Origin of the sequence: Histophilus somni 2336, from assembly GCF_000019405.1 — a bacterium.
In the GTDB taxonomy this organism is placed as follows: Bacteria; Pseudomonadota; Gammaproteobacteria; order Enterobacterales; family Pasteurellaceae; genus Histophilus; species Histophilus somni.
Genome location: NC_010519.1, coordinates 1,200,446 through 1,219,149, shown reverse-complemented (window position 1 = coordinate 1,219,149; position 18,704 = coordinate 1,200,446). Strand labels below are relative to the sequence as shown.

General features: G+C 35.1%; 18 protein-coding genes and 1 pseudogene. 6 read left to right on the top strand and 13 right to left on the bottom strand.

Annotated features, from left to right (window positions below):
• Nucleotides 1–100: 100 nt before the first annotated feature.
• Nucleotides 101–526, bottom strand: coding sequence for a universal stress protein UspA (gene uspA / locus HSM_RS05480; RefSeq protein ID WP_011609276.1), 426 nt, complete (start codon nucleotides 524–526; stop codon nucleotides 101–103).
• Between the two features lie 168 nt (nucleotides 527–694).
• On the opposite strand from uspA, the pseudogene HSM_RS10815 reads away from it, so the two are divergent.
• Nucleotides 695–808 (top strand): annotated as a pseudogene (locus HSM_RS10815) (nucleoside triphosphate pyrophosphohydrolase); the annotation flags it as partial.
• Between the two features lie 62 nt (nucleotides 809–870).
• Here the strand turns inward: HSM_RS10815 and HSM_RS05470 are convergent.
• The 3 genes from HSM_RS05470 to HSM_RS05460 are packed head-to-tail and all read right to left on the bottom strand — an operon-like array spanning nucleotide 871 to nucleotide 3,488.
• Nucleotides 871–2,100 carry an MFS transporter gene (locus HSM_RS05470; RefSeq protein ID WP_041605069.1) on the bottom strand — a complete coding sequence of 410 codons (1,230 nt, stop codon included), beginning with the start codon at nucleotides 2,098–2,100 and terminating at the stop codon, nucleotides 871–873.
• Nucleotides 2,090–2,491: a carboxymuconolactone decarboxylase family protein gene (locus HSM_RS05465; protein WP_012340246.1), complete on the bottom strand. Its 402-nt coding sequence runs from the start codon at nucleotides 2,489–2,491 to the stop codon at nucleotides 2,090–2,092. The genes HSM_RS05470 and HSM_RS05465 overlap by 11 nt, the downstream gene beginning before the upstream one ends.
• Entirely contained in the window at nucleotides 2,475–3,488 is a 1,014-nt protein-coding gene (locus HSM_RS05460) for an aKG-HExxH-type peptide beta-hydroxylase (protein ID WP_012340245.1), read from the bottom strand. The genes HSM_RS05465 and HSM_RS05460 overlap by 17 nt, the downstream gene beginning before the upstream one ends.
• Before the next feature lie 512 nt (nucleotides 3,489–4,000).
• On the opposite strand from HSM_RS05460, the gene mazG reads away from it, so the two are divergent.
• The 3 genes from mazG to HSM_RS05445 all read left to right on the top strand — a co-directional run bounded on the left by mazG (nucleotide 4,001) and on the right by HSM_RS05445 (nucleotide 7,753).
• Nucleotides 4,001–4,810, top strand: a complete 810-nt coding sequence (mazG, locus tag HSM_RS05455) for a nucleoside triphosphate pyrophosphohydrolase (RefSeq protein ID WP_041605067.1) — start codon at nucleotides 4,001–4,003, stop codon at nucleotides 4,808–4,810.
• Nucleotides 4,811–4,814: 4 nt separating this feature from the next.
• Complete coding sequence (priA, locus tag HSM_RS05450) at nucleotides 4,815–7,007, top strand: primosomal protein N' (protein WP_012340243.1); 2,193 nt, start codon at nucleotides 4,815–4,817, stop codon at nucleotides 7,005–7,007.
• A gap of 71 nt (nucleotides 7,008–7,078) precedes the next feature.
• Nucleotides 7,079–7,753 (top strand): SPOR domain-containing protein, encoded by a 675-nt coding sequence (locus tag HSM_RS05445; protein WP_012340242.1) that lies wholly within the window; start codon nucleotides 7,079–7,081, stop codon nucleotides 7,751–7,753.
• Nucleotides 7,754–7,778: 25 nt separating this feature from the next.
• On the opposite strand, the gene mreD is transcribed toward HSM_RS05445, so the two are convergent.
• The 4 genes from mreD to uvrA all read right to left on the bottom strand — a co-directional run bounded on the left by mreD (nucleotide 7,779) and on the right by uvrA (nucleotide 13,459).
• Nucleotides 7,779–8,267 carry a rod shape-determining protein MreD gene (gene mreD / locus HSM_RS05440; RefSeq protein ID WP_011609280.1) on the bottom strand — a complete coding sequence of 163 codons (489 nt, stop codon included), beginning with the start codon at nucleotides 8,265–8,267 and terminating at the stop codon, nucleotides 7,779–7,781.
• Nucleotides 8,267–9,319, bottom strand: coding sequence for a rod shape-determining protein MreC (mreC, locus tag HSM_RS05435; RefSeq protein WP_012340241.1), 1,053 nt, complete (start codon nucleotides 9,317–9,319; stop codon nucleotides 8,267–8,269). The genes mreD and mreC overlap by 1 nt, the downstream gene beginning before the upstream one ends.
• 81 nt (nucleotides 9,320–9,400) lie before the next feature.
• Complete coding sequence (locus HSM_RS05430; RefSeq protein ID WP_011609282.1) at nucleotides 9,401–10,456, bottom strand: rod shape-determining protein; 1,056 nt, start codon at nucleotides 10,454–10,456, stop codon at nucleotides 9,401–9,403.
• Nucleotides 10,457–10,627: 171 nt separating this feature from the next.
• Complete coding sequence (gene uvrA / locus HSM_RS05425) at nucleotides 10,628–13,459, bottom strand: excinuclease ABC subunit UvrA (RefSeq protein ID WP_012340239.1); 2,832 nt, start codon at nucleotides 13,457–13,459, stop codon at nucleotides 10,628–10,630.
• Between the two features lie 178 nt (nucleotides 13,460–13,637).
• Between uvrA and HSM_RS05420 the strand changes: the two genes are divergently transcribed.
• Entirely contained in the window at nucleotides 13,638–14,102 is a 465-nt protein-coding gene (locus tag HSM_RS05420; RefSeq protein WP_011609284.1) for a single-stranded DNA-binding protein, read from the top strand.
• Nucleotides 14,103–14,188: 86 nt separating this feature from the next.
• Here HSM_RS05420 and metF read toward each other — a convergent pair whose 3' ends face one another.
• The 5 genes from metF to hinT all read right to left on the bottom strand — a co-directional run bounded on the left by metF (nucleotide 14,189) and on the right by hinT (nucleotide 17,590).
• On the bottom strand, nucleotides 14,189–15,073 hold the full coding sequence (gene metF, locus HSM_RS05415; RefSeq protein WP_012340238.1) for a methylenetetrahydrofolate reductase: 885 nt from the start codon (nucleotides 15,071–15,073) through the stop codon (nucleotides 14,189–14,191).
• Nucleotides 15,074–15,283: 210 nt separating this feature from the next.
• Nucleotides 15,284–15,802, bottom strand: coding sequence for a ClbS/DfsB family four-helix bundle protein (locus HSM_RS05410; RefSeq protein ID WP_012340237.1), 519 nt, complete (start codon nucleotides 15,800–15,802; stop codon nucleotides 15,284–15,286).
• 28 nt (nucleotides 15,803–15,830) lie between these two features.
• Nucleotides 15,831–16,877, bottom strand: coding sequence for a beta-N-acetylhexosaminidase (nagZ, locus tag HSM_RS05405; RefSeq protein WP_012340236.1), 1,047 nt, complete (start codon nucleotides 16,875–16,877; stop codon nucleotides 15,831–15,833).
• Nucleotides 16,878–16,883: 6 nt separating this feature from the next.
• Nucleotides 16,884–17,240 (bottom strand): YcfL family protein, encoded by a 357-nt coding sequence (locus HSM_RS05400; protein ID WP_012340235.1) that lies wholly within the window; start codon nucleotides 17,238–17,240, stop codon nucleotides 16,884–16,886.
• Nucleotides 17,240–17,590 carry a purine nucleoside phosphoramidase gene (gene hinT / locus HSM_RS05395; protein ID WP_012340234.1) on the bottom strand — a complete coding sequence of 117 codons (351 nt, stop codon included), beginning with the start codon at nucleotides 17,588–17,590 and terminating at the stop codon, nucleotides 17,240–17,242. Before hinT ends, HSM_RS05400 begins: the two co-directional genes overlap by 1 nt.
• 243 nt (nucleotides 17,591–17,833) lie before the next feature.
• On the opposite strand from hinT, the gene focA reads away from it, so the two are divergent.
• Complete coding sequence (gene focA, locus HSM_RS05390) at nucleotides 17,834–18,685, top strand: formate transporter FocA (RefSeq protein WP_012340233.1); 852 nt, start codon at nucleotides 17,834–17,836, stop codon at nucleotides 18,683–18,685.
• Nucleotides 18,686–18,704: the final 19 nt, after the last annotated feature.

Genomic DNA, 18,704 nt, shown 5'->3' with positions numbered 1-18,704 from the left:
ATTCATATTCTCTCAAGAAGTAATAACGCATTATGCAAAACAATATTTCAATGCTAATAAAAAAGGGCAACTCACGCTGCCCATCACAAATTCTTTATATTTATTCTTCTCTAAGCGGTACAACTAACATATCAACTTTAATTGAATTCATCACTTGACGAGTGGAAGACATTAACTTACTCCAAAAATCTTGATGATGACCTGTTACTAATAAATCAACCTGATATTGCTCAACAGCATCAGATAAGACTTGTCCTAAATCACCACTACCACTCAATTTCTCAGAAACAGGATAGGTAGATTGTTCTGATAACTCAATCAAGGCTTGATGTGTTTCAGTTGAAATTCTATCTTGGATTGAAGACATATTAACATCAATTAAACCCGTATAAAGATCTGAAAAATTCACATCAACATGGATAACCGATAATTTAGCACCATATTGTTTCGCTATTTTTGCTGCCTTTTCGAGTAAAAATCCACTTTCATCTGAAAGATCTACAGCCACTAATACGTGTTTATACATAATTGCCTCCTTAGCTTAATGAATTTAACTAACTGTTGGAACTATACTAGCATTGATAAAAATAAAAAAATTTGCACCAGATCACGTTTTAAAAAATTTTTCATTTTTTTGTTCATTCAAGGCTATGATATCCTTATTTCAGATACTATTTATTTCATGAGATTATTTATGAACTACCACATTCAAGATTTTATTCGTATCATTGCCCAATTACGAGATCCTAATAATGGTTGTCCTTGGAATTTAAAGCAAAATTATCGTTCCATGATTACTTGTTTGTCTTGATACTCTACCTCCGCCCCTGCTAGGGCAGTGCCACAATCCAAATACCACAACACCCACACCTATGGATAAATTTTGGGATACAAAACCTGATAATAACCATCTAGCTTATCATCAGTAAGCTGATGAATGTGAACAATATCAGTATTTTTAAAAATCATTAAAGACAAAATCAACATAATCAAACAAATAATTCCATAAAAATAAACCAAAGCTCCATTATTTAATACCCAAGTCGTTAACAATACGCCAATAGGAATAAATACAATACAGCACGCTAAAAAAACAAATTCAAAACTGGTACGAATATTTTTGGGAGTTGCCGTACAGCGAATATGTGTACTGTTAATATTAAACATCACAACGCCAACCCCAATCGTCATTAAAGAAAAACAAAAAATATAAAAATTATCTGTCACAGAAAACAAAATACCTATCATCACTAAAAAAATACTTAATACCAAACTATGATGACTGCCAAGTTTTTTATTAAACAATTTTAGAAAATAAACACTACCTATTATCATACCGATACCAAAGAAAGCCTCACTAATACCGATATAAAATGCCGATAAATTAAATTTGTTGGATATATTGTAAGGAATAATATATGAAATAATAGGAGTGATAATAAAATTAGCTAATAATGATACACAAACCATCAATTTTTCAATAGGGTTTTTCAATAGTATTTTAAGGGTGTTTTTAGATTTTTTTCCCAAGTTTTCTTGTAATTTTATATTTTTTATAAAATAAAATAAGAAACCACTTAATAAAGATAATAGGATACAAAAAACAATAATCTTCTGTGTATTAAAATAGTGAATAATAAATCCGGAAATAGCAGGGGAAATAATGGTATTAATAGAATTCACAAAACCACGCAATTTAAATCCATTTGATTTATCTTCACCATCATACAAATCATTGGTAAGACTCGTCCCCAATGGATTCAAGAGAATGGTAAAAACAGAACTAACGATAAAAACTATGCCAAAAACAAAATAATTATGAACAAAACACAATGCCAAAAAAAACAAAAAACAAATAAAGCAAAAAGGCAACAATAACTTTTTACTATAAATAATAAATGTAGACTGGTTGCACACCCAAGAAAATAAAAGCAATGCCAACACCTGACACGCCCAAGAAATACCAATAAAAACGCCTAAATGCTGAGGTTGATGAAAGGTAGTAAGCATAAGCCAAGCAAACAAAAATCCAATAGTTCTTATGCCAGTATTAAGCATAACTTCTGCTAATTGATAACGATAAAAATCATTATGCTTCATCATCTTTCCCTTGTAAATATTTCTTATACACTTCATCAAGCACAACAGCCGCATTCATCGCTCTCGTAAATCCACTAAATATTGCATTTTGTATCAATATTTCTTGGATTTCTTCTTTTGTGATACCAAGCTTATAAGCAGCAAACCCTTGAAACGACAATTGCCTTTCTGAGCCCCCAATGGCAATAAGTGCCGATAGCGTTGCTATATGTCTTTCTTTAATACTCAAAACACCTCTTTGATAAACATTACCGTAAATTGAATCAATAAGCATTTCGACCAAATCTGGTGCTATTGGATATAAATCATCATTTAGTCTTCTTACCGCATTATCATTAAATCTTTGCATCAATTCAATGGTTTTTTTAGATAGCTTATCTGTCAATTTCACTAGACATACTCCTTAATTCTTTATAACAGTTTTCGATGATAACGTTTCCTAAATCTGTTAATTTTCCATTTTTAGAAATAACATCATAACAAACCAAAAATTGTTCTTTATTTTTGTTAAAATAAGAAATCAAATGATTATAAGGATATTGAGTATTTTTTCTCTCAATAATTTGATTAAAAAATCTTGATCTTGCTATCCGATACAAAACAAAAGCTGCATGATATATACCATTCATTGTTCTTAGTCCGGTTCTAAGAGGTGATGGATAACGCTCATCATCTGAATTTAGCACAACTTCATCATGTATCATTACAGACAATAATATCTGATGAGCGGATTCATGTATAATCTTATCCAAGATAAACAAATCATCTTTATCTAAAAAAATATCTTCATTAAAGAAAATACAACCAAGTTTGGCAAAATCACTACCAGAATAAATCATTTCTTGACTATCTTTAAAATTCACACCAAATACATATATATCATCGACTATATTCTCAATTTCCATATAGGTTTCTAAATCAATATCTCTGATAAATTTCATAAGATTATTAATTTTTAACCTATATTCATTAATTAAATTATCCTTGATAGGTGTACAAGAAAACTCATAGGCATCATCATTAATTTTATTAAACTGATTTAGATATAAGTTACCTATATTTCCTACACTAGAAAAAATTATTTTTTCTCGGCTATAAAATAAGATAAAATTATTAAAATAAGTAAATACATCTTTTATTTCATCAATATCATTTTTAGAAATTGACTTAACAAGATGATTAACAAATTGAAATAAAATACCTCTCAATATCGAATTGGATTTTATAAAATCTATGCCTTTTATTATATTTTCTTTGGAGTTTACATCCAAGATTTCATCACACACATCCAATAAATAATAAAAAGAATCTACAATCTTTTGGTTATTTGCACTATGCAACGCAATCGCCAAAGACTGGTTTGGATTATAAATATCATTAAAGTTCATTCATTATCCTTAAAATCTAATTAATAAAAAAAGACACTAGATTGCAACCTAGTGTCTTCTCAACTGGAGTTATTTCTTGTCTTGAACACCAATTGTCATAATTGTTTTGCAGTTCGATTGGTTTTTAAGTCCAACAACTTTACTTGGGTCTAATTTCTTTAACATAATACCTTCCTTATGTGAATAAAATAAAAAATAAAAGTCAGCTCCATAAACCAAATGCCTCGTTAATCTATGGCTCTTTTCTTGTAAACTAAAAACATCAAGATGTTAAAATGTTTTTTTAGAAATGAGCATAATTTTTTAATATTTGATTCAAAAAAATGCTTGTCAGTCTTGGTGCACTCATCACATAATAGATGCACTCATCGACCCAATATATTTATCAAATGATAGTTCATCGTCATTTCCTGGGACAGTGTGGCTAAAAATTTAAAAAATTTTTCATTTTTCTGTTCATTCAAGGCTATGATATCCTTATTTCAAATACTATTTATTTCATGAGATTATTTATGAGCTACCACATTCAAGATTTTATTCGTATCATTGCCCAATTACGAGATCCTAATAATGGTTGTCCTTGGGATTTAAAGCAAAATTATCGTTCGATGATCACTTGTTTAATTGAAGAAACTTATGAGGTCATTGAAGCAATAGAGCAAAATAACATGTCTGATCTGAAAGAAGAATTAGGTGATTTGCTCTTACAAGTTGTATTTTTTAGCCAACTTGCTACGGAAGATCAATATTTTACTTTTGATGACGTGGTACATGCCGTTACAGAAAAAATCTTGCGTCGCCATCCTCATGTGTTTGGTGAGCATAAAGCTAATAATGCAGACGAGGCATTAGAAAATTGGAACAAAGCAAAAGCAAGTGAATATATTCAAAAAGGATATCAATCAATCTTAGATAATATTCCCCATGCTTTTCCAGCATTGAAGCGTGCCGAAAAATTACAAAAACGCTGTGCCAAAATAGGTTTTGACTGGAATAATGTCAATCCTGTGATAGCTAAAGTACAAGAGGAATTAGAAGAAGTTAAACAGGAATATCAAACAAATCCTATCAACCAAACAAAAATTGAAGAAGAAATCGGCGATCTTCTTTTTGCGGTAGTAAATTTAAGTCGTCATCTAAAATGTAATCCTGAAGAAAGCTTGCGTAAAGCCAATAAAAAATTTGAACGCCGTTTTCGTGCTGTCGAGCAAAAATTGCGTGAAGTAAACAAAACCTTTGAAAATACCTCTTTAGCTGAAATGGATATTTTTGGGGATGAAGTTAAACGAGATGAAATCACACAAACTACGCAAGGAAAATAACATAATGAAACTTGCACGAGTTGCTCTTGCCGTTCCTCTGTTTAGTTTTTTTGATTATCTTATTCCAAATGCCCTTTCAACCGCTGTCGGCTGTCGAGTATTAGTCCCTTTCGGACGACAAAAATTAATTGGTATTGTCACTGAGTTACCTGAAAAAACGGAGATAGATATTTCACAACTCAAACCCATTATCTCCGTTCTTGATCATCATTCTGTTTTTACCCCTGAATTATGGCGTCTACTACATTGGGGAGCGGACTATTATCAATTTCCCTTAGGAGAAGTATTAATAAGCAGCTTGCCAAGCAAATTACGCCGTGGTGAAAGTGCGGTAGAAAAATCAACATTTTTCTTTCAACTAACGGAACAGGGGCAACAAGCATTAGACAACAACAAGTTAAAAAGAGCAAAAAAACAGCTTGAGGCTCTACATTATCTACAAAAAAATATCACAGAAAAAAATAACAATCCTTTTCATAACCAAGTTTGGAGCACCTTAAAAAGTAAGGGGTATATATCTGAACAAGAAATACATAAAACAAGTATCTCTTGGCAACAAAAATTAAATCATCAATCTATTGTAAAAACTAACGATCGTCTTCCTCTTAACCAAGAGCAAGCTCTTGCACTCAGCCAATTAATCTTTCAATCCGGATTTATCTGTTGGTTATTAGAAGGCGTAACCGGTTCAGGAAAAACAGAAATCTATCTTCAATTTATTGAGGAAATTTTACAACAAGAGAAACAAATTTTAGTACTGGTATCGGAAATTGGTCTCACGCCACAAACAGTACAACGCTTTCAAGCGAGATTTAATATTGAAATTGATGTGTTACATTCAAATTTAAATGATAACCAACGTTTGAAAGTATGGCAACGTTCTAAAAATGGCGAAAGTGCGGTCATCATCGGCACGAGATCAGCACTATTTACTCCCTTTAAACAACTGGGGCTAATTATCGTTGATGAAGAACATGATCTTTCATTTAAACAACAAGATAACTGGCGTTATCATGCTCGTGATCTTGCAGTAGTTTACGCTAAACAATTGGATATTCCTATCGTGTTAGGATCTGCAACGCCAAGTTTGGAAAGCATCAATAATGTGCGACAAGGCAAATATCGTCACATCACACTCAAAAAAAGAGCAAAAAATACTACCGCACTTCGTCATTCGGTTATCGACCTAAAGCGACAAATAGTACATAACGGTTTATCTGAAACCTTGTTGACAATGATGAAAAATCACTTAAAAAAGGGAAATCAGGTTTTATTGTTCTTAAACCGCCGTGGTTTCGCACCTGTTCTACTTTGTCATGAATGTGGCTGGATTGTAGAATGCCAACATTGTGAAAAGCCTTATACTTATCATCAACATCAGCGAGTTCTACGTTGCCACCATTGCGGAACACAAAAACCTATTCCAATGCAATGTGTAAATTGCGGTTCGACACATTTAGTGACGACAGGTTTAGGAACAGAACAATTGGAAGAAAGTTTAAACCAACGTTTTCCAAACTATAAGATTACCCGTATTGACAGAGATAGTACCGCTCGCAAAGGAAAATTGGAACAATATCTACGGGATATTCAATTAGGAAAAAGCCAAATTTTAATTGGTACACAAATGCTAGCCAAAGGGCATCATTTCCCCAATGTAACTTTAGTGGCACTGTTAAACGTGGATAGTGCACTTTTTTCTACTGATTTTCGGGCAGAAGAACGTTTAGCCCAACTTTATGTTCAAGTTGCAGGACGAGCCGGACGAGAAGAAAAACAAGGAGAGGTCGTCTTGCAAACCCACTATCCAGAACATCCTTTATTGGTTAGTTTATTAAGTCAAGGTTATCCTTACTTTGCCCAACAAGCCCTCACTTTGCGTAACCAAATGGGGTTACCGCCTTTCAGTGCTCAAGCACTGTTTAAAGCCCAAAGTCGCCACTCACAAAAAGCTGAGGAAGTGTTACACCAAATTGCCGCCTATTTTCATAATACCTCAAGCAAAAACTTGCAAATCTTGGGGCCTATCCAAGCACCTTTTAGCAAAAAAGCGGGGCAATATCGCTGGCACCTTTTATTACAACATAAATCCAAAGCAGAATTACAACAAATTTTACACTCTTTTCAGCAAGAAAATTTTTTAAGATTACAACAAGTGCGGTTAGTTTTAGATATAGATCCGCTGGATTTGAGCTAGTACTAGATTAGTTATAGTTTTTTGAGTAGAATTGCCATTTTTATTACTTATTCGTTATTCAGGATTTTATTGTGGCAAAAGATTACGGAACAGGTGTGAAGTCTAAAAAGAAAAAACAGACAAAAGGAAAGCATAAAATCTTCTTAATTACCTTGATTCTTTTGATCATTATTGGCTTTGTGGCTGGGTTGTATTTTTTGAAAACCAAAACGAAGAATACAACTATACAGGTACCCGTAAAATCTGAAAAACCCAAAAGCGTCCTCCCTACCCCACCGGAAGAAGTATGGAGTTACATTAAAGCCCTAGAAACAAGAACAGTTCCTGTTGATAATAATCAATCGTTAAATAACGATATTCGTTTAAGCGAAGAGCAAAAGAAAATTTTGCTGGAAATGGAAAAAGAGCAAAAAGCGGCTGAACGGGCAAGAATTAAAGAAGATAAAGGACGTGAGAAAATAGATATTGTGTCCGCAAAGCCGGTACAAACAGCACAGTCTATACAAAACAACCCTACTGTAAATTCGCCAGAAAAGAAATTTGGCTTGCAATGTGGGGCTTTTAAAAATCGTGCTCAAGCAGAAAACATGCAAGCACGTTTATCTATTGCCGGTTTCGATGCTAAAATTAAACGTAGTGAAAACTGGAACAGAGTTGTCATTGGTCCCATTGGAGATCATAACACAACAAAAACAACTTTAGAAAAAGTCAACTCCATTGGAAATTGTGTGATTATTGGCATGTGATTACTTAATCCTCGCAAGAACAAAACTATCTTAAATCTAATTTTCGTCTAATTATACGCAATAATAAAAATAACCAAGGCCATAATATCCCACTTGTGATAGCTCCAAAAATCGCTTGCCAATTAAAATGTACACCATTTAAAAAGAATTCGATCAAAAAAATTGAAAAACGAATAGCGATAACAAATAAAATAGTAAGAATACCTTGGAACCATAAAGATAAATTTCTTAAAACCAAATGATTAATTGCAATCAAATATGCAAAGACAGATAAAACCAAAGCATGCACACCTAATATCGAGCCCAAAATTAGATCCCAAATAATACCTAATATAAATGCGGTACCAATACTGATTTTATTCGGAATCGCTAAAATCCAATAAAGCAAAACCAACACTAGCCAAGAGGGTTTGAAACTCTGAAAAGTTACTGGCCAAGGCATAAGTTCAAGAGCAAAAGTAAAAATAAACAAACCGCTGATCACTAAAATTTGTAACAAAAATTTTACTTTCATTAATTTTCATCCCCCTGCTCTTTTTGTAGAAACTCTTGCTCAGGTAAATTTTCCGGTAAGGTTTCTAATATATCTACTGAATACTCATCTGTATTATTAGATGGAAAAAATTCCTCCTGTACCGGAGTCTTTTTCACCTTATATGTAGAAGAATTATGCTGCATTTCTAGACGTTGTTGCACTGCTTTACGAACATCTTCAGGTGTCAGAGATTGTGCTTTACGCATATCTTCATGCGTTGGCCAAAGTAGTAAAATATAGCGTAAACGTTCTATAGAAGCCAAAGGTTTAGCTGTAATAGTGGCAAAGTAATTTTTGCTATCACGAGAAATATTTTCCACAATTGCGACGGGATAACCTTCTAAAAAACGCCCCCCAAGTCCAGACGTAACAAGTAAATCACCTTTTACAATATCGACCGATCTCGGCACATTCTCTAAAGTCAATTCATCACTTCGCCCTGTTCCACTGGCAATTACACGCACATCATTGCGTAAAACTTGAACAGGTAAAGAATGCATGACATCAGTTAATAATAATACTCGACTAGTATTTTCCCCCACTGAAATAATCTGACCAACCACACCTTTTTCATCAATAACAGGCTGTCCAACATAAGCACCGTCTTTCGCACCTTGATTGATAATAACTTGTTGGCGATAAACATCCGTTTCAGCGGTTAAAATTTCACCAATTTTTTTATATTCATCTGTTCTTAGTGGCGAATTTAACAATAAACGTAAACGCTGATTTTCAACTTTTAAGTGATCCAACAAGAGCAAATCAGCATTTTTTTCTCGTAATTGTTCACGTAATACTTTATTTTCGATTTGCAATTTATTTGTATCGATCAAATTTTCCGATACACCATCCAGTATAACACGTGGCGTATTGGCTAAATAATATAAACTTCCTACCGCAGTTTCCATAAAACCACGAAGATTAATCATTGCACTAGTTTTGCCATCAAACAGAATTAAAGTGATAGAAACTACCACGGCTAAAATAAGCCGAATACCTAAAGGAGGTGATTTACTGAAAATAGGTTTCATAAAGATTGATTTATCACAACAGATTAAATAGTTAAGACAAAAAGTGCGGTAAAATCTACCGCACTTTTCATGTTGTTAAAACTAGATTTCATCACTGAAAATATCGCCGCCGTGCATATCAATCATATCTAAAGCCTCACCACCACCTCTAGCGACACAAGTTAATGGATCATCTGCAACAATTACCGGAACACCGGTTTCTTTTGAAAGCAATACATCAATATTACGCAATAAAGCTCCACCACCCGTCAATACAATACCACGCTCAAAAATATCTGCCGCATGTTCCGGTTGGCATTCCTCTAACGCTGTACGTACAGCGGTCACAATGCCATTTAAAGGTTGTTGTAATGCTTCTAAAACATCTTTTGAAGTTAAGCTAAATGTGCGTGGGGCTCCCTCTGCTAAATTATGCCCATGAACCTCCATTTCTTTCACTTCATCATCATTTTGAATATAAGCAATACCTATTTCCTGTTTAATACGTTCTGCTGTTGGTTCTCCAATAATTGAACCAAAAGTGCGGCGAACATAAGCGATAATAGCTTCATCAAAGCGATCACCACCAATACGCACAGAAGAAGAATAAACAATACCATTTAAAGAAATCACTGCAACTTCTGTTGTACCACCACCAATATCAATAACCATCGATCCTGTTGCCGTTGAAACGGGTAATTTCGCACCAATAGCTGCTGCCATTGGCTCCTCAATTAAGTAAACCTCTCTTGCTCCCGCACCAATTGCTGACTCACGAATAGCTCTACGTTCGACTTGTGTTGCTCCAGCAGGAACACAAACCAACACTCGAGGACTCGGTCGCATAAAATTGCCACTGTGAACTTGTTTGATAAAGTATTGCAACATTTTTTCTGTGACAAAAAAATCAGCAATGACACCATCTTTCATTGGACGAATAGCTTCAATACTTTTTGGCGTACGACCCAACATTAATTTAGCCTCTTTTCCGACCGCCGCAATACTTTTAAGTGAACCTGCTCTATCCTTGCGAATTGCAACAACTGAAGGCTCATCCAAAACAATACCTTGACCTTTTACATAAATTAACGTATTTGCCGTACCAAGATCGATTGAGAGATCATTGGAAAATAAACCACGAATTTTTTTGAATAACATAAGAAGTCCGCTAATAAATTGTATAAAAACGCTCTACCGAGCTTAACGAAAAAATTGTGCTAAATTTAGCAAAAAAACACCCTTTGTAACAGAACTTTTTTATAAAAAGCAAAGAAAAAACCGCACTTTATTAAAATCGAATCCATGAAGTACGGTTTCTAATTTATGATGTTATTTTTTAGCCAACATAGTTTTTAAAAATCTCGCCGTATGAGATCCTTCAACTAGGCAAACCTCTTCCGGCGTGCCGGTAGCAATAATTTGTCCTCCACCATTTCCCCCTTCCGGTCCTAAATCAACGATCCAGTCAGCGGTTTTTATTACATCGAGATTATGTTCAATTACCACTATGGTATTTCCCTTATCACGTAAACAATGTAAGACGGTCAGGAGTTGTTTAATATCGGCAAAATGTAATCCTGTAGTCGGTTCATCTAAAATGTATAACGTCTTCCCTGTATCTCGTTTAGAAAGCTCTGTTGCTAATTTAACTCTTTGAGCCTCTCCGCCGGACAAGGTTGTCGAAGATTGACCTAAACGAATATAGGATAAACCAACATCAATCAACGTTTGTAATTTACGAGCTACCATTGGAATAGCATCAAAAAACACTCGTGCTTCTTCTACTGTCATATCAAGCACTTGATGGATAGTTTTGCCTTTGTAACGAATTTCCAACGTTTCTCGATTATAACGCTTACCTTTACATTGATCACAAGGCACATAAACATCAGGTAAAAAGTGCATTTCAACCTTGATAACGCCATCACCTTGACAGGCTTCACAACGTCCGCCACGCACATTAAAACTGAATCTCCCCGGATTATAACCTCTCGCTCGAGCCTCCGGCACGCCGGAAAATAACTCACGAATTGGCGTAAATAACCCTGTATAGGTTGCAGGATTGGAACGAGGCGTTCTACCTATCGGACTTTGATCTATATCGATCACTTTGTCAAAAAACTCAAGTCCCTCAATTGATTGATAAGGTGCAAACTGGGAATTTTCCGCACGATTTAACGCATTTTGAGCCAATGGAAATAAAGTATCATTGATTAAAGTAGATTTTCCCGAACCGGATACACCTGTTACACAGGTAAATAAACCAACGGGAATATCCAAATTCACCTGTTTCAGGTTATTACCGCTTGCTCCTTTTAATCTAAGCATTTTTTGCTTATCAACTGCGGTTCGTTTCAGCGGAATTTCAATTTTTTCCTTACCTGACAAGAAGTTACCTGTTAAAGAATTTGGATTAGCCATAATTTCTTGTGCATTACCTTGTGCAACAACATTTCCTCCATGCACACCGGCTCCGGGACCAATATCAATAATATGATCAGCTGCCATGATAGCATCTTCATCATGTTCAACCACAATCACTGTGTTGCCTAGATTACGCAAATGCAACAAAGTATTTAATAAACGCTCATTATCTCGTTGGTGTAAACCGATTGAGGGTTCATCAAGTACATACATTACTCCAACTAATCCTGCACCAATTTGACTTGCCAAACGAATACGCTGTGCTTCTCCACCGGATAAAGTTTCCGCTGAACGAGATAAAGATAAATAACTCAGCCCCACATTCACTAAAAATTGTAACCGCTCTTTAATCTCTTTCAGAATTTTGTCTGCAATTTGTCCACGTTGTCCCGTCAATGTCAGGTTATCAATAAAATTGAGTGCTTCTCCGATACTTTTCTCTGATACATCAGGTAAATTAGCTTCACCGATATAAACATGGCGAGCTTCCGAACGTAATCTCGAACCGCAACAATCTACACAAGGTCGACTACTAATATTTTTGGACAATTCCTCTCGTACAGACATAGATTCGGTTTCTTTATAACGGCGAGCCATATTATTGAGAATCCCCTCAAAACTATGATGGCGAAGAACAACATCACCACGATCGTTCATATATTGAAATTCAATTTCCTCGTCACCTGAACCGTTTAAGATAATTTGCTGAATTTTTTTCGGTAACTTTTCAAAAGGTAGTTCAATATCAAAATCATAGTGCTTAGCTAAAGACATCAACATTTGGTAATAATAAAAATTACGCCGATCCCACCCTTTTATCGCTCCACCGGCTAAAGAAATCGATGCGTTTTGTACAACACGTTTTTCATCAAAATATTGTTGCACGCCTAAACCGTCACAAGTAGAACAAGCACCGGCAGGATTATTAAAAGAAAACAACCTCGGCTCTAATTCAGGGATAGAATAACCACAATGAGGGCAAGCAAAATTAGCGGAAAAAATCAATTCTTCCACTTGCGAATTCTCCATATCCGCAACGATTGCTGTCCCACCGGACAACTCTAACGCTGTTTCAAAAGATTCAGCCAAACGAGTAGCCAAATCAGACCGCACTTTAAAGCGATCAACCACCACTTCAATTGTATGTTTTTTCTGTAATTCTAATTTAGGCGGATCCGATAAATCGCAAATTTCACCATCAATCCTTGCCCGAATATAGCCTTGTGCGGCAATATTTTCTAAAATTTTGATATGCTCGCCTTTACGATTTTTGACCACCGGTGCAAGTAACATAATCTTACTTTCTTCCGGCAAACTCAGTACTTTATCAACCATTTGGCTAATAGTTTGCACGCTTAATGTAACATGATGTTCTGGGCATCTCGGCTCACCTACTCGAGCAAACAATAAACGCAAATAATCATGAATTTCAGTAATCGTTCCCACTGTTGAGCGAGGATTATGAGAAGTGGATTTTTGTTCAATAGAAATAGCCGGAGATAATCCTTCAATATGATCAACATCGGGTTTTTCCATTAAAGATAAAAATTGGCGAGCGTAGGCAGACAATGACTCTACATAACGGCGTTGCCCCTCTGCATATAACGTATCAAAAGCCAAAGAAGACTTTCCTGAACCAGACAGCCCCGTAATTACAACAAGTTTGTTACGAGGAATTGTTAAACTTATATTTTTTAGATTGTGAGTTCTTGCCCCACGAATATCAATTTTTTCCATAATACACCAATAATAAATTGACAATAATAGCAAGCCAATCAAGTAAATTTTGCGATCATTATCTCACATTCCTAAACAACTGTGCAAATATCCAGTTTAGTTCATTTTAAGCATAGCTTTTTTTTTTAATTTAAGGCAAAATAACCGCACTTTTTAACTGAAGCAAATTAGAGGACTTATGGCTGGAGTAAATAAAGTAATCATTGTTGGAAATCTTGGTAACGCTCCTGAAATTCGCACCATGCCAAACGGTGATGCTGTTGCGAATATCAGTGTTGCAACAAGTGAAAGTTGGATTGATAAAAATACCAATGAACGCCGTGAAATTACAGAATGGCATCGCATCGTGTTTTATCGTCGTCAAGCAGAAGTGGCTGGAGAATATTTACGTAAAGGCTCAAAGGTTTATGTAGAAGGACGTTTAAGAACACGCAAATGGCAAGATCAAAATGGTCAAGATCGTTATACCACTGAAATTCAGGGCGATGTATTGCAAATGCTGGATAGTCGTTCAGATCGTGGACAAATGGGAGGATACGAACCTCAACAGCAACCAACCTACCAATCACATTCTCAACCTAAACCGAGCATTGCATCTCCATCACCTGTTGATGCTCCACTTGATGATGACATTCCATTTTAAATTGTGCATTTCTTAATAAAATCCGTAAAAATAAAAGGACCAAATTTTAACAATTTAGTCCTTTTTTAGGCTCAAAGTGCGGTTTTTTATAAACTTGGACGAACGCCTAAAGTATGGCAAATAGCATAACTTAACTCACTGCGATTGAGTGTATAGAAATGGAAATCTTTTACCCCCTCACAAGATAAAACCTTTACCATATCCATCGCAATACTTGCCGCAACTAAATTTCTTGTAGTTTGATCATCATCTAACCCTTCATACATTTTCGCCATCCAACTAGGAATTTTGACATTTGTAATCGCAGCCATTTTTTGTAATTGTTTAAAATTCGTTACCGGTAAAATGCCTGGTACAATTTCCGCATCAATCCCTATTGAGGCACAACGATCACGAAAACGTAAGTAACTATCAACATCAAAAAAGAATTGAGTGATTACAAGATTTGCTCCTGCATCTATTTTTCGCTTTAAATTAATTAAATCCGCTTGAGCGGATTTTGCTTCGGGATGCACTTCAGGATAAGCCGCCACTGAAATATCAAAGTCAGCTACCGAACGTAATAACTCAACTAAATCGGAGGCATAAAAAGGTTTCTTAATATAACCTTTAGGTTCGTCACCCCGTAAAGCAACAATTCGACGAATACCCCCATCCCAATAATCCTTAGCAATAGCCTTTAATTCTTCCGGAGTGGCATCAATACCGGTTAAATGCGGTGCTGCTTCCAGACCGGTTTCTTGTTTAATACGCTTAACAACGGTATGAGTACGATCCCGCTCACCGGAATTTGCTCCATAGGTTACTGATACAAATTTCGGCTTAAGGACTTTTAAACGATGAATAGAGTCCCACAAAAGAGTTTCCATTTTTTCATTTTTAGGTGGAAAAAACTCAAAAGAAACATTAATTTTCCCATTAATATCAACCATATGGTGATTTAATGTATCTAATTCTTTGGTATAACTCATATTCATTTACTCCATAATAAATTTATCTTTAAATCGGTTAAAATCATCATAAAGAGAAAGAAAATATGTGTCAATTTCAGAAAAATTATACTTTTCATGAATTAAATTCATATTAATTTAATAAAATTTAAATTTGCAAAGAGAAAGACGATAGTTTTCTCTATTGCCTTTGGTAACTATTTTTATGAAATTTTTTTGTAAAAAGGTAATTTATAATGCTGTCTTCTTCCATTTTCTGACTTTTGTTCTAAAAGTCCCAAAAGGTGCAACCGTATTGACATGAATAAACTTATACACTTCCCAAGTCGCTGTTTTAGTCGCTTCATCAGCCCACTTTCTCATATGCGGTTCAAATAATTCTTCCTCGCTCAACGAATCAATCATTGTACATATAGCATTAATATTTTCATTTAATTTTGCTTTTAACTCTTGCAAGGATAAATGAGCATAAGTATCCGTGAACCACTGATATAATTGACCAAGTTGATTCCACTTAAATTCATCCGATGGTGTTTTTACTTGAAGCCCCTTTCTTTCATCTTTTTCCCATTTAAGAACCAAACTTGTCCATCCCACTTGATAAGCAAGATTTTCAGCTGGAGTTCTATCAACTTTATCAACTCTCTTATCTTTTAAGGTTTCTGGAATATTATCAAATTCTAAAATATACTTCTTAAATGCTTTATTTATTTCAGTTTTGAGTTCTTCTTTATTTTTGTATACTCTCAAAAAACCACCTCCATAATTTCTAATTGTCCTACCCCTTATAGGCTAACCAATCTTGCTGAAGTGCGGTAAGTTTTTTGTGATTTTCCAACCAATCACGTTGAGTGCGTAAGGTTTGCCAATCAATCCGTTGTTTTTTGAATAATTTATTCAATCTAGTTTGGCGTATTATTCGTTTATTTTGACTTTCCTGTGGTTTAAAACGATCTAAAACTTGCACCACTGCTTCAGGCTCGTTACATAACAACAATAAATCACAACCCGCCTGAAGAGATTGCGTACAACGAGCAACAAAATCCCCCATAAAACCGGCACCTTTCATACCCAAATCATCAGAAAAAATCGCTCCTTGGAATCCCAATTGTTGACGTAAAACCTCCTTTAGCCAATAAGACGATCCACTTGCTGGTTGATTATCACATTGAGTGTAGATAACATGTGCCGGCATCACTGCATCTAACAACCCTTGTTTAATCAAAGACTGAAACGGTCGAATATCTTGTGCAAAAATTAATTCTTTTGCTCGATCATCATAAGGTGTTTCCAAATGAGAATCGGCTAACACATGTCCATGACCGGGAAAATGCTTACCCGTTGCCGACATTCCGATTTGTCTCATCCCTTGAATAAATTTCTCAGCAAGTTCAATCAGTTTCTTTTCCTCATAATGAAAACTGCGGTCGCCGATTGCCTTACATTGATGCCCAAGATCCAAAACAGGTGCAAAGCTAAGATCGATATCAAGTGCGGTCATTTCCGCCGCCATTTGCCAACCTGCTCGCCAAGCCATTTCCTGTTGCTCTTGAGGGTCAGAAAGTAAACAGGCAAAGGACTGCATTGCCGGTAATTGCGTAAGACCCTGACGAAAACGCTGTACTCGCCCACCCTCTTGATCAACAGTAATTAATAAAGGCTTTTTAACCTTTTGACGCACAGATCTAATGAGATGTCGGATTTGCTCAATATCATAAAAATTGCGGCTAAATAAAATTAATCCTGCGACTAGAGGATGTTCAAGTAATTCGATTTCTTCTTGACGTAACTCTTGACCCGATAAATCTATTAATAATATCGACATTTTGTTCTATAAACTCAAGTAAAGGCGGTAATTCACACTTTCTGTTGTCGGCTTTTGTAATACTAACTGACGTGTTTGACCTGGCGATAAAATCAGCATAGTGGCATTTTTCATATTAGTCACATCACCTTGTGTTACACCATTTTTATCGTACCAAAAAAAATAATATACGAGCGTCACTTGCTTTTGTGAAACGTTTGTCAGCGATGCTGATGAATGGCTGACTTGTACGTCAATATCAGAAGCAAGCTCGGTACTAATATTTATAATTGGTTGTTGAGAATGCACTAAATTTACTTTTTCCAAAGAACCACAAGCAATTAATCCCAAACTCAAAATAAAAGCGATAAGTAAATTTTTCATTATTTTGCCAACATTTTGCCTAAATGCTCACCGCCAACCAAGTGCATATGCAAGTGATAAACCTCTTGTCCTCCATGCTTATTACAGTTGACGATTAAACGATAACCGTCTTGTGCTATTCCCTCTTTTTCAGCAAGTTTCGCCGCTACGGTAAATAAACGTCCCAACGTTACTTCATCTTCTGATGTTACATCATTAACTGTCGGAATAATTTTATTTGGAATAATTAAAATATGGGTAGGTGCTTGTGGGGATATATCACGAAATGCAGTAACCAATTCATCCTGATAAACAATATTTGCCGGAATTTCTTTACGAATAATTTTGCTAAAAATAGTTTCTTCTACCATTTTTGTTCTCCCATGATATAAAAATAATAGGTGCATTTTGTATCAGAAATCCCTTTAAATAGCAATTTAGATTGCTAATGTTAATAAATTGTTGCATTTAATAAATGTAAAACAACTAAATGTTAAAAACTTGTTAAAAATAATTTCATTTAACAAATTTTATAAAAAATAAAAAATTTTTTAGTTTAAAGTTTCCGGTTAATGACTTAGAATAACGCCAGTTTAATTTTAATAGGGTTAGTAATGAAAACCGAAAGTACAACCACAGTGGCATCACCTCAAGAAATGGCACAAATCGGTGAGAATGTAGGTGTCTATAAAGCAACTAAAAATCAATGCTATTCTTTCTTATCTGCAATTTCTGCGGGGGCATTTATCGCTCTCGCTTTTGTTTTCTATACGACTACTCAAACAGATTTAGGTAATGCACCCTGGGGACTGACCAAGCTGGTCGGCGGACTGGTTTTTTCTCTTGGTATTATCATGGCGGTAGTATGCGGTTCAGAGCTTTTCACATCATCAACTATGTCTCTTATTGCACGTGTGAATAAACGAATTACCACAACTCAAATGCTAAAAAATTGGCTTGTTGTTTATTTGGGTAATTTCGTCGGTTCATTAATTATCGTATTGCTAATTTGGTTTGCCGGTCAAACTATGGCAGCAAATGGACAATGGGGTTTAACCATTCTAAAAACAGCACAACATAAAATTCACCACACATGGCTTGAAGCATTTTGCTTAGGTATTCTATGTAACATTATGGTATGTATTGCTGTTTGGATGAGTTATGCCGGAAAAACATTAACAGATAAAGCATTCATCATGATTTTGCCTATAGGTCTATTTGTTGCCTCAGGCTTTGAGCATAGTGTTGCAAATATGTTTATGATCCCAATGGGAATAATTACCTCACATGCCAGCTCAACAGATTTTTGGCAAGCAATTAATCTTAATCCTCTGCAATTTGCCGATTTGGATATTTACCATTTTATCTTTAAGAATTTAATTCCTGTTACCTTAGGAAATATTATCGGCGGTGGTGTTTGTATTGCATTAATGCAATGGTTTACCAATAAACCTCATAGACACTAATAAATCATTAGGGTGTAAG

Coding starts and splice junctions, on each gene's coding strand:
- uspA (WP_011609276.1), bottom strand. CDS start 526: ATGTATAAACACGTATTAGTGGCTGTAGATCTTTCAGATGAAAGTGGA.
- HSM_RS05470 (WP_041605069.1), bottom strand. CDS start 2,100: ATGAAGCATAATGATTTTTATCGTTATCAATTAGCAGAAGTTATGCTT.
- HSM_RS05460 (WP_012340245.1), bottom strand. CDS start 3,488: ATGAACTTTAATGATATTTATAATCCAAACCAGTCTTTGGCGATTGCG.
- mazG (WP_041605067.1), top strand. CDS start 4,001: ATGAGCTACCACATTCAAGATTTTATTCGTATCATTGCCCAATTACGA.
- priA (WP_012340243.1), top strand. CDS start 4,815: ATGAAACTTGCACGAGTTGCTCTTGCCGTTCCTCTGTTTAGTTTTTTT.
- mreD (WP_011609280.1), bottom strand. CDS start 8,267: ATGAAAGTAAAATTTTTGTTACAAATTTTAGTGATCAGCGGTTTGTTT.
- mreC (WP_012340241.1), bottom strand. CDS start 9,319: ATGAAACCTATTTTCAGTAAATCACCTCCTTTAGGTATTCGGCTTATT.
- HSM_RS05430 (WP_011609282.1), bottom strand. CDS start 10,456: ATGTTATTCAAAAAAATTCGTGGTTTATTTTCCAATGATCTCTCAATC.
- uvrA (WP_012340239.1), bottom strand. CDS start 13,459: ATGGAAAAAATTGATATTCGTGGGGCAAGAACTCACAATCTAAAAAAT.
- HSM_RS05420 (WP_011609284.1), top strand. CDS start 13,638: ATGGCTGGAGTAAATAAAGTAATCATTGTTGGAAATCTTGGTAACGCT.
- metF (WP_012340238.1), bottom strand. CDS start 15,073: ATGAGTTATACCAAAGAATTAGATACATTAAATCACCATATGGTTGAT.
- nagZ (WP_012340236.1), bottom strand. CDS start 16,877: ATGTCGATATTATTAATAGATTTATCGGGTCAAGAGTTACGTCAAGAA.
- HSM_RS05400 (WP_012340235.1), bottom strand. CDS start 17,240: ATGAAAAATTTACTTATCGCTTTTATTTTGAGTTTGGGATTAATTGCT.
- hinT (WP_012340234.1), bottom strand. CDS start 17,590: ATGGTAGAAGAAACTATTTTTAGCAAAATTATTCGTAAAGAAATTCCG.
- focA (WP_012340233.1), top strand. CDS start 17,834: ATGAAAACCGAAAGTACAACCACAGTGGCATCACCTCAAGAAATGGCA.